This window comes from Nonomuraea sp. NPDC003727 (assembly GCF_053586935.1).
In genome coordinates, this window is the sequence record NZ_JBSFNE010000045.1 from 1 (window position 1) to 10,946 (window position 10,946).

Here is a 10,946-nt window from a genome sequence, read left to right on the forward strand (position 1 = left end):
CCAGAACCCACTCCCGCAGACACTTACCGCTTAACCTGCAGAAACAGGATCACGCGAAGATCGATTCATACACCACGTCCGTGGACGTGACCCCGGCACGAAGTGGGCCACCGTTAATGTTGGACGCTCATCGAATATTTTGGGAGTTGGGTATGCGTGCTCTACAGATCGACCACTTTGGAGATCTTGATGTGCTGGCGCTGGTCGACGTGCCGGAACCGCATCCTGCCGATGGCGAGGTGCTGGTGCGGGTCATCGCCTCGGCCATCAACCCGGTTGATGACAAGACCCGGGAGGGGGCCATCGGTGAGGGCGCGCCGCCGTTGCCGATGACGCTGGGCTGGGAACTGGCGGGGATCGTCGTCAACTCAGGCACGAGTGGGTTGCCCGTCGGCGAGCGGGTGTTCGGCATGTCGCATCAGTTGGCGACCGGGCGCGGCTCATGGGCCGACCTCGTCGCCATCCCGGCTGCCTCTATCGCCCAGGCGCCCACGTCGGTCAGCCTGGCGGAGGCGGCGGCCCTGCCCCTGCCGGGACTGACCGCGTTGCAGACCCTGGACTGGTTGCAGGTCGGCCAGGGAGACAAGCTGCTGGTGGCAGGCGCGGCAGGAGCCGTCGGCGGCCTCGCAGTGCAGCTCGCGCGTGCTCGCGGGGCGCAGGTGGACGCGCTGGTGTCCAGGCAGGCGCAGATCCAGGTGGTGCAAGAACTGGGAGCCGACCACGCCACCATCGACCGGACCACGCTGCGGGCGGGCGGCTACGACGCCATCTTCGACACCTTCGGCGCCTTTGTCACCGACGCCGTGGCCGATGGCGGCAGGTACGCCTCGATCGCTACTCAAGCCGGGCCCGTACCCGACCTGTCGCATCGTCGGGTGCGCACCACGGTCAACCAGGTACGCGAAGACGGTCGCGGACTCGCCGAACTCGCCGCAGCCGTGGACGGCGGGCGACTAAAGATCCGGGTCGACGCGCAATACGGCGTGCAGAACGTGAAAACCGCACATGAGCATTTCCAGCGGGGGAGCCTGAACGGGAAGATCGCGCTCATCTTCTGAACAGAGGACGTCTGGGAAACGATCATCCTGACGGTGGGAAGCGATCTCCACTACCTACGTCACGTCGCAGGTGGAAGCACTCGTGAACACCCCACCGTCATCACCGCCTGCTGCCCGGCCCCGCTGCCGGGCTCATGACGGACGCTCCGTATCGGCGGTGGCCGAGCCCGGCTCCTCCCCGGCGCCCTCGGCGAGCCGATGCGCAGGCTCCTGTCTGATGGCCACGAGTTCGGCGCGGGTTGTCTCCGCTTCGCGCCGCGCGGCGTCGCGTTCGGCCTCGGTGCGAGCGAGCGCGACCGCCGCGGCGGTCGCGCCCTCGGTGGCCTGCCGGCGTGTCTGGGTCAGGTCCTCGCGCAGCCGCCCCACGTCGCGCTCGTGGCGGTGGCGTTCGGCGGTGAGCTCCTCGCGTACGCCGGCTGTCTCGGCGCGCGCCTCGGCCACGGCCGCCTTCAGCGCGCCGATCTGCTCGGCGGCCTCGGCCAGACGCTGGCGGGAGCCGGTCAGCTGGTCGGACAGGCGGCGGGCCTCGGCGCGTTCGGCGGCCAGCTTCGTCTCGGCCTCGCCGAGCCGGGTCTGCGTCTTGCCCAGCGCGGTGGCCTGGGCCTCGGCGCGCTCGGCCTGGTCGGCGAGCTGGCGGCGCAGGGTGCGCAGCTCGTCGGCCTGGCGGTCGCGAACGTCTTCGGCGGCCTGACGGGCGACCTCGGCGGCGGCCTGGCGGCGTTCGGCGGCCACCACGCGGGTCTCGGTCTCGCGCTGGATGCGCTCGGCGTCGGCGCGGGCGCGGACTACGGCCACCGGTCAGGCCTCCGGGTGGGGTGACTTCACCGGGCAGGTGAAAACCATATCGGTCACCGCGTTCGACCCAGGGTCGAACGCGATGAAGTCGACCGTGCTGGCAACTTACGCCTATGACTCCACCGGCCATCTGCGGCAAGTCAGCGATCCGCGCACCAACCTGGCCACGCTGTATTACTACAACGGACAGGGCCGGATCTCCCAGGTCACCCCACCCGGACTTGCCCCGTGGCGGATGGAATACGACGCCCTCGGCCGTCTGGCCCATGTCCAACGTGAGGGTGGGGACACTGATCCCACTTGGCCTATCGCCTACGACGTGCCGATCGGGGGCAGCGACGCACCAGTCGACCTCACCGCAGCACAGACCGCCAAGTGGGGGCAAACGACTGACCTGCCCGTCACCGGCACTGCCATCTTCCCGGCTTCCCATGTTCCCGCGCGAGGCGGCGATGGCGCCTATCACCCAATCACCGCCGATTGGCCCTACGGGGAGCTCACCTACCTCGACATCAACGGGCGTCCAGTCAATAGAGCTGATTTCGGTGCGGGCGCCTGGCAGTTCGGCGCAGCACGCCATGACGCCAAGGGCAATGTCGTTTGGGCACTGACAGCCGACAACCGCGCCCAGGCACTGACGCCAACGGCCGATACCGATCCCTACGTCGCGGCCCGCGCTGACACCGCCGAACGAGCCGAGCTGCTGGCGACCACCAGCACCTACAACGCTGATAGTGACCTGATCAGCCGCCAAGGCCCTACCCACACCGTCAAGCTGAACGCGGGCACGGTGGCCTCCGCCCGCAGCACCATCAGAACGACATACGACGAGGGCAAGCCGCTCGCCGGCGTGAACTACCACCTGGCCACCACCACGGTGACAGCACCGACCGTAGTTGATGGCACCGCCACACCCGATGCCGCCGATCGACGCACTGTCAAGACCGGCTATGACCCGATCGCCAGCGGTGACCACTCCGGCTGGGAACTGCGCGTCCCCACCAGCATCACCACCGTGCTCGACGGCGCCGTCGACATCACCAGGAAAACCCGCTACGACGCGTCCGGCCGAGTGATCGAATCACGCATGCCGGAAAGCAGCGGCAGTGATGCCGGAACCACGGTCAACTGGTACTACACCGCCGAGGCCAGCGGACCCGAGCAGTGCCGTCGACCTGCTTGGGCAGGTCTGCCCTGCCGCACCGAGCCCAAAGCGCAACCAGGCACCGGCAAACCGCTATCTGCCGTAGAGATCACCAGCTACACCCAGATGGGCCAGCCGCTGGTCACGACCGACACCGCCGGTTCAGTCGTTCGCACCACAACGTCGCGCTACGACGCAGCTGCCCGCCGTGTGGGCGAAAGCACGACGGTCACTCCGGCCGCCGAAGGCGGGACTGCCCTGCCCGAGTTCACCGCTGACTACGACCCGGCCACCGGCCTGCTCACCAAGAACAGCGCAGGCCAGACGAGCATTAGCGTCGGCTACGACACCTTCGGCCGCGCCCTCACCTATACCGACGCTGACGCCAATACCTCGACCTACACCTATGACCTTGACGGCAACATTGCCACCGTCGCCGACGGCAAGGGCACCACGACCTACACCTACGACGGCGTCGACGCGAACGGCAAGGCCGAACGGCGCGGCTTGCTCACCAGGATCGACGTATCCGGAGTCGGCACGATGGTCGGCGCCTACGACGCCGACGCTGCTCTGATCGCCCAGATCTACCCCGGCGGCCTTACGGCTAGGTGGCGCTACGACAACAACAACGCCCTCATTGGGCTGTCGTACGCCAAAGCGGACACATCGTGGCTGTCCTTCACGACGCTACCCGCGGCTGCCGGCGGTGTCGCCCAGGCACGAGGGCCAGGCAGCCAGCAGGATTACACCTACGACAATGCGGGCCGCTTGCTCAAGGTGGCCGATCTCGTCAACGGAACCTGCATCACACGGGTTTACAGCTTCACACTCAACAGCAACCGCAGCCGCCTCGATTCCTACAAGGATGCAGGCGATGGCAGATGCACCACTTCAAGCACCCCCACCAGCCGAACCTACAGCTATGACCAAGCTGACCGACTGACTAGCTCCGGGTACACCTACGACGCCTTCGGCCGCACAGCCGTCCTGCCCGCTGTCGACACCGCAGGCACGGCCGATCTCACGATCGGCTACTACGCCAACGACCTGGTCTCCTCCATGACGGCTGGCGGCATCAGCCGCACGTTCGCGGTTGACCCCAAGCTTCGGGTCCGAACCATCACACAAGCTGGCGGCAGCGCCCCGGGCACCACGGTCCACCACTATGGCGATGACAGTGATCGGCCTATCTGGACCGCAGAGGCCGACGGCGGGTGGACCCGCAACATCGATGGCCTGACCGGCGATCTGGCGGCGCTGCAATCCTCCACCGGCAGAGTCAGCCTCCAACTCGCCAACCCGCACGGTGATGTGGTCGCCACTGCCGATGCAGCGACTACCAGCGGAATAGACAACTATTCCGAGCAGACCGAGTACGGCATCGCCAGAAGCTCGGGCGGCAATGCCCCCCGATATGGCTGGCTTGGCAGCGAACAACGCGCCACCGACCCCCTCGCCGGTGTCCTACTCATGGGCGCCCGCCTGTACAACCCCGCCACTGGCCGCTTCCTCCAAACCGATCCCCAGAAGGGCGGAAGCGCCAACGACTATGAGTACGCGGGAGCCGATCCCGTCAACAACACCGATCTGGACGGACAGGTCGTCCTAGTTGACGATCTGATCATCGGAGCGGTGATCATCGGCGGGCTTCTGATCATCGCTGCCGCCGACCACTACCGCAGGAATCCGCCCACCTTCGCCTGGTCGCAAGAGCCGGGTAGCCGCCCCGGTAAGAATTTCACCCCCAGGGGAAAACAAGAGGTTTACGAAAAGAACGCCGCCAAAAACGGAGGGGTTAATAGGTGCGAACAATGCAATGTGGAAACCGTAAAGCCCAAAAAGAGTAGCACCGGCGTAACTCCGCCAAAGAATGAATCTCAGATCGACCACAAGCACCCAAAGAGCAAGAACGGGTCAGGAACGCCAGAAAACGGTCAGGTGCTCTGTCGAGTCTGCAATCGCAACAAAAGCAACAAGACGCCGACCATGAAGTCGACGTCAACAACCAGGAGCTCAAAGAATAGGAACACTTCACCAAATAGCCATCAACAGCGTGCAGTTTAGAGTGTCAAGCGACGGTGCCGAGCGGCGAGCTTGGTCGCATTTTTAGCTCCTGCTTCGCGGCACTGAGAGAGTAATACGGCTTTGGGGCGGGTCTTCCGGTGTGAGCGATGCGGGGCCCGCCCCACTCCCCAGCCATGAAGAATTTTGAGTCTATGCACATTCTTCCGATCCCGCCCGATCGGAAATATGTCAAAATGTCACACGTGGACCGTCCACAACTTCCGAAAAGTAGCGTTTGCATGCGACTGCTAAGATAGCCTGGTAGCGGCCGAGCCGCCTCAGTGACTAGCGATCAAAGATAAAGAGGAGTGCCAGTATATGGGCGAGCTTCTGCGTGACTTGCCACACCCTTTCCCCGGTGACCGTTTTCCGGAAGGTTTGGGCGGCGTGGTACAGCGCACTGTTGCAAGCGGAGAACTTCCAGCGCTTATTGTGATCCACGATGCCGACAACGACTGGTTGATCGGTGACGGTGTGAATGATCCAAATTCTTACGAAGCTTCTGGCCTTTTTCACTTGCGCCACATTGTTGACCAAGACCCCTCTATTGAGGCGACGGCGTCTCTTCCTCTCGGGTACATGGCCTGGAGAAACAGCCCAAGTGAAGACTGGACTGTAGAGAAGTTCGCCTACGCAGAAGAGCAGGGCAACGATTCGCCGTAGGGCGAGACTCGGCCAGCTTCTTCCGGGAAGGGGGCAGAGTCTTCAGCAAGTCCTGTTCCGTCCGCGCCAACGGGTGCTCGCTGACACACTTGGATGGGAGCCGGCACGGATCATTTCGCTTGTAAACGCGCCCGCATCCACGACGCCCTGGCTACCCGCCTGTCTTACGCCGGATTGCAGCCGCCCTGGACGAAAGCCGCGACGCCCTCCAGCTCTGGCGCCGCCTCGCCGTGCTCAACCGGGACGCCTACCTGCCCGACCTGGCCGCCTCGGTGAACAACCACGCGATCCGGCTGGCGGAGGTGGGGCTGCGGGGCGAGGCGGCGCCCGAGGGCCCCAGCGGAGAGGCGGGACGCGCGATCCGTTGCCCCAGCGGCCGGTGAAGCGTCGGCTTCTGCCCCCACCGCACCCGCGTTCCTCTGACCAGCACCTCGACCAGGGCCCCGCTCTCATGCAACAAAGCCGCGCTCTCCATCGCCGATTGCCCGCCTTCCACCACCGCGATCTGCTGCCCGGCATAGCCGGACAGGCAGCTGTGATCGCTCGAATGCGACACCGGCGCCCGCGGTCCCGTCCCTTGCGGGGCCAGATCGGCCAGCACACGAGGCACGTGGGCCAGCGGGCGCAGACCGCACGCGACGACCACCGCATCGGCTTCAAGGCGCCCACCGTCATCCAGCACGAGATGGAAGCCGCCACCGCGACGCTGATTCACCCACGCCACGCGCGAGTCCTCAACCTCGCCGACGAACCGGTCGGCAAACCACATCCCATAGCGGACGAACAAGTCACTGGAGACCGGGGTCAGCTCCGTCAGTTCGGGCAGGCCGGCCTGCCGGCAGAAATCGGCCAGCCGGCCACCGGACGCCGGTCCCGCAAGGTCCGTGGCCTGCGGCGCCGACTTGAGGAACATGCCGGTGGCCATGACATGACGCCAGCTGCCCATCACCTCGCCGAACACACGCACCGCCACACCGGCGGCCCGCAGATGCGCGGCGACGGACAGCCCGTAGGGGCCGGCACCGATCACCACAACGCCGCGCCGGGCGCCGGCGGCCACCGAACCACCCTCGACCACACTCGGCTGCGCCATCCACATCCTCCCTCTTTATCGGCCGATGATCAGTGTCGCCGCGACGGTGATGATCTCGGCCGGTTCGGGGCCGGGATGGAGCAAGTCTTTGCCGGAGCCGGCCTCGGGCTGAGAGCGCGACTGACTCTGTTGGTGAGTTTGGGATCTGGATCAATGGTCGTGATGTGGTGACTGTCAGTTACACGCCTCCCTACTGCGTGGGGCAGTGCTCCCGTAGGGCGACTCCGCCGACTAGCGGGACCTTTCGAGGCTGCTATATCTGTCAAGCGGTTGTGTGGAGGGGTTCTGGTGCGCGTTCGAGGAGCTTGAACAGTTGCCGTGAGAGGGCTCGTTTGAGGCAGCGGCGGGCTTCTCTCGGGGACTTGCCTTCGGAGATGCGGCAGGCGATGTAGACGCGGGTGTCGGGTCGACGTGGGCCCGGACGAGGATGATGGTTCTGCTACGACATCGCCCAAGTCGCTCGATATGTCGATCTTGCCGACCTGGTCGAGGTGATTGACCTTCGGCCGGATCCCCTGCCGCCGTGCCGGCACCCGTACGCGTGCACTTCGACGGTCCGACTGCCGACGCGGACGGCTCGGTGAGCATCCCGGATGACTTCGATGTCCATGCTGACGCCGAGCCCGCCCACCACTTCCAGTCCCTCGGGTGGAACAACGCTGCCTGGACCGGCTGGCCCGCATCATGCGCGGTGCCGCACTCGACGACGACACGGTCACGGGCGAGGACTTCCCGTGGCAGATGCTGCGGTACGAGCACACCAGCCGCCTGCGCGCGAAGCTGCTCGAGCAGCGATGGGGCGCCGCCTACATCAACAAGCACCTCGTCGCGCTGCGCCGCGCCGCCATCGACCAGGTGCTTCCGCTGCTCAAGAAGTAGCCGGGTCCTCGCACAGCGCCTTGCGCTGGAAGGCGGCGAGCGCGCCGTCGATGGGGTGCGGCTGCGGTACGCCCGAGGCGTCGGGCTTGTTCCACCGCTCCAGGTTCATCGCCGCCGACAGCTGGCGCTTGCCATCCGCGCTGGTCAGGGAAATCGTGGCCGCGCCCCAGACCGTGCCGCCGTTGCCCCAGAAGGTGCCGCAGCCCGGGATCTCGGTCTTGAGCAGGCCCAGGCCGTACTCGATCGGGCTGCCCGTCTGCGAGATGACCGGGATCGCCTGCCGCATCTGGGCCAGCGACGACGGCTTGACGATCGCGCCGGCGAAGAACCGGGCGAAGAACTCGTTGAGGTCGCTCATGGTCGACACCATCGAGGCGCCTACGCCCGCCCACGACATGTCGTACACGCTGTAGTCGCGCGGCGGGTCGGCCAGCCCGTAGAACGACTCGTACATGCGCGAGTGCGGTCCCTTGATCCGCGGCCCGGTCGGGAAGCCGGTGTGCTTCAGCCCGGCGCGCTCGATGACGTTCCGGGTGATGTACGTCTCGGCCGGCATCCCGGTGACCTTCTCCAGGAGCTGGCCCAGGATCAGGTAGTTGGTGTTGGCGTACACCCCCGGCGTGGCTCCCGGCTCGCCGACGGCGGGTGCCTTGAGGCCCATCGCGATCAGTTTGGCCGGTGGGAAGTGCTTGAACCGGTTGTCGTCCAGGCTCTTGATCGACATATCCGGGAGCGACGGAAAATTCGCGAGAGAGGGGAAGGCGTACGGAATGTACTCGGCGATGCCGCTCGTGTGGTTGAGCAGCATCCTGGCCGTGATCGTCTTGGCGCGCTCCCCGAGATCAGGCAGATAGCGGCTGATCGGGACGTCGAGATCGACCCGTCCCTTCTCCACCTGCTGCATGATCGCGGCCGCGAGGAAGGTCTTGGTGACACTGCCCACGCGCTGCCGCATGTCCGGAGTGACAGGCTGGCCGGTCTCCACGTCGGCGACCCCGGAGGCGCCACGCCACACTCGCCCACCATGGCGCACCTCGGCGTAGATGCCCGGCATCCCCGCGTCATGGACCTCATTCAGGGCGGGCTGCAGAACCGACAGGCCCACCGACACAGCAAGAAGAATGTTCATGCAGGTCATGGTGTCCGCCGGCGGGCAGACGGGGCATCGCCCGGGCGAACGCATTCACCGGTACTCCCCCGGCTACTCCCGGCGCAGTACGTGCCCCCGGCAAGACCCTCTCAGCAACCGGGCGTCCGCCGCGGTGGAAGCCGCGAACCTCGAGGCCGGCCGCGCCACCCGAGGCTCTTGACCGATTCCTTGACCAGGATCCGTCCAGAGCTCCCCGCTGCATGGCAGGGTGAGGGTCCGCTCGCTGTTTCGTCAGTGTGTGCAATCGTACGCAGAACAATGCTGGTGACCGTCCTAACGTGGGCGGGGATAGGTGGTTGCCCCACCGGCGGAGGACGGGCCGGGCAACGCGTCCGACAAGAACAGGCCCGCCGCCTGATCATGATTGGTCTCACATTCATCTCCCGCACCCGGAACGACGCAAACCGGGCCTCTGGGGGACTCGGGCAGCGCTCCGGCCTGATCGCCGTGACAGCACTGCTGATGGCGGCGGTGCTGAGCCCGCCCGCTTCGGCTACCGCTCAGCCACTCGCATCCGGCGCTCGTCAGGGGAAGGCCCCCGCCGCACAGGCCGCACCCTCCAGCGCGCACCGGGCCGCCGGCAGGCGCGGGCAGAACGTCACCGCCGCGATGGCCACCAAGGGCGTGCGCAACCTCTACGGTGCCTTCCACCACAAAGGCGACTGGCTGCAGATGATCGATACCTGCCGCGACGGCAAGACCGGCACGCTGGAGGTCCGCTACCGCAGCTCGAAACCGATCGCCTACTACGACCTGTGGAACTACCCGGGTCACTGCGGACAGCGGTGGATCAACACCAACTTCCAGGAGAAGGAGTACATCGGCATCCGGCTGTGCCGCCCTTCCGGCGGCGCCCGCACGTGCACGCCCTGGCGCTGGGGCATCGCCTGAGCGTGCTGCCGTAGAGCAGCAGCGCTCCACCTCGCCACCGTCCAGGCCGTGAAGGCCCTTCAGGAGAGCCACACCCTGCGACGAAGGGCATCGGCATGCGTACCTCGGAGGTAGCAATGACCATGGCAAGAGCTGTCACCCCGACTCTCCTTCTGGCCTCGCTGCTCACCACCATCCCAGCGAGTGCTGCTCCGGCCAACGCCACTTCGGCGAGCACCACCCCAGCTAGCGCCACGCCGGCGAGCGCCGTCGCTGAGGCTCCGCCCCACAGGGCTGACGGCAAGGGCCGTCCGGTCATCTTCGTGCACGGCTTCAACCGGAGCGCGGACACCAACTGCGCCGCCGCCTGGCACAACGCCCGGCTCGTGCTGAAGCAACACACCTGGCGAGCCAGGTCCTACACCTTCGGCTTCTACCGAGGCGACCGCAACTGTGACATGCACGCCAACGGCACCACCGACACCCGCATCCAGAACGTCGGCGCGGCCCTGGCCCGGCGCATCTACAAGCACTTCACCAGCAAGGGCATAGCTGTCGACATCGTGGCGCACTCCATGGGCGGCCTGGTCGCCAAGGCCGCCATCCAGGGCACCAACCTGTACGGCAAGCAGAGCCGCAAGTGGCCGTCCCGCCTGTACGTCGAGGACGTCGTCACCCTCGGCACCCCGCACCGGGGCGCCAACTTCACTAACACCTGCACCTTCACCCACGAGCAATGCAGCGACATGCGGGTGGGTAACACCGGCTTCCTGAAGTGGGTCGGCCACCGCCCACAGTCCCAAATGGGCACCGACTACACCTTCGTGACCTCGACCGGCGACAACACAGTGTCGGAGCGCTCCGCCACCGATGGCCACAGCGGCCCCCACTGGGTCAGGTACGAAGAGACCCTCGACAAGGAGGTCACTCACTCCGGACTGAGCCAGACCGGCCCGAAGCCGGTGCGAGCGTGGAATGCCACCTGGCAGAACCGGGACGGCAAGCAGCACTCGGGCAAGATCGAAAGCCCGTTGGTCCACGCGCTCGCGGCCCTCTACCGCCACAGCACCTTCTGACCACGTCTACGGGATTTAGGAGCGGACTGTAAATCCGTCGGCTTAGCCTACCCAGGTTCGAACCCTGGACCTGCCACAGCAGTACGAAGAGGCCCGTCACCAGCGGAAACGCGGTGACGGAACGGCCGGCCGTTCGACCCGGACCGCATCG

The 10,946-nt window shown here is 66.1% G+C and carries 9 protein-coding genes; 6 read left to right on the plus strand and 3 right to left on the minus strand.

What is annotated here, in order from left to right:
• The first annotated feature begins 152 nt into the window (after positions 1 to 152).
• A complete protein-coding gene (locus tag ACWDLG_RS44860) occupies positions 153 to 1,058 on the plus strand; it encodes an NADP-dependent oxidoreductase (RefSeq protein ID WP_449931755.1) in 906 nt (301 codons plus the stop codon).
• A 132-nt stretch (positions 1,059 to 1,190) separates the two neighbouring features.
• Here ACWDLG_RS44860 and ACWDLG_RS44865 read toward each other — a convergent pair whose 3' ends face one another.
• Complete coding sequence (locus ACWDLG_RS44865; protein ID WP_449931757.1) at positions 1,191 to 1,853, minus strand: hypothetical protein; 663 nt, start codon at positions 1,851 to 1,853, stop codon at positions 1,191 to 1,193.
• Positions 1,854 to 1,935: 82 nt separating this feature from the next.
• Here ACWDLG_RS44865 and ACWDLG_RS44870 point away from each other — a divergent pair, with 82 nt between their 5' ends.
• The gene (locus ACWDLG_RS44870; RefSeq protein ID WP_449931759.1) at positions 1,936 to 5,064 is read left to right on the plus strand and encodes an RHS repeat-associated core domain-containing protein; all 3,129 of its coding nucleotides are present in this window, start codon (positions 1,936 to 1,938) and stop codon (positions 5,062 to 5,064) included.
• A 318-nt stretch (positions 5,065 to 5,382) separates the two neighbouring features.
• The gene (locus tag ACWDLG_RS44875; protein ID WP_449931761.1) at positions 5,383 to 5,727 is read left to right on the plus strand and encodes a hypothetical protein; all 345 of its coding nucleotides are present in this window, start codon (positions 5,383 to 5,385) and stop codon (positions 5,725 to 5,727) included.
• 247 nt (positions 5,728 to 5,974) lie between these two features.
• On the opposite strand, the gene ACWDLG_RS44880 is transcribed toward ACWDLG_RS44875, so the two are convergent.
• Positions 5,975 to 6,820, minus strand: a complete 846-nt coding sequence (locus ACWDLG_RS44880; RefSeq protein ID WP_449931763.1) for an FAD-dependent oxidoreductase — start codon at positions 6,818 to 6,820, stop codon at positions 5,975 to 5,977.
• A gap of 648 nt (positions 6,821 to 7,468) precedes the next feature.
• Between ACWDLG_RS44880 and ACWDLG_RS44885 the strand changes: the two genes are divergently transcribed.
• Positions 7,469 to 7,699, plus strand: coding sequence for a hypothetical protein (locus tag ACWDLG_RS44885; protein ID WP_449931765.1), 231 nt, complete (start codon positions 7,469 to 7,471; stop codon positions 7,697 to 7,699).
• On the opposite strand, the gene ACWDLG_RS44890 is transcribed toward ACWDLG_RS44885, so the two are convergent.
• Positions 7,689 to 8,828 carry a serine hydrolase domain-containing protein gene (locus ACWDLG_RS44890; protein WP_449931767.1) on the minus strand — a complete coding sequence of 380 codons (1,140 nt, stop codon included), beginning with the start codon at positions 8,826 to 8,828 and terminating at the stop codon, positions 7,689 to 7,691. The two genes, ACWDLG_RS44885 and ACWDLG_RS44890, sit on opposite strands and share 11 nt — an antisense overlap.
• 468 nt (positions 8,829 to 9,296) lie before the next feature.
• On the opposite strand from ACWDLG_RS44890, the gene ACWDLG_RS44895 reads away from it, so the two are divergent.
• Together ACWDLG_RS44895 and ACWDLG_RS44900 are read left to right on the plus strand one after the other, a co-directional pair.
• Positions 9,297 to 9,740, plus strand: coding sequence for a hypothetical protein (locus ACWDLG_RS44895; protein WP_449931769.1), 444 nt, complete (start codon positions 9,297 to 9,299; stop codon positions 9,738 to 9,740).
• A gap of 122 nt (positions 9,741 to 9,862) precedes the next feature.
• A complete protein-coding gene (locus ACWDLG_RS44900; protein WP_449931771.1) occupies positions 9,863 to 10,795 on the plus strand; it encodes an esterase/lipase family protein in 933 nt (310 codons plus the stop codon).
• The last annotated feature ends 151 nt before the right edge of the window (positions 10,796 to 10,946 follow it).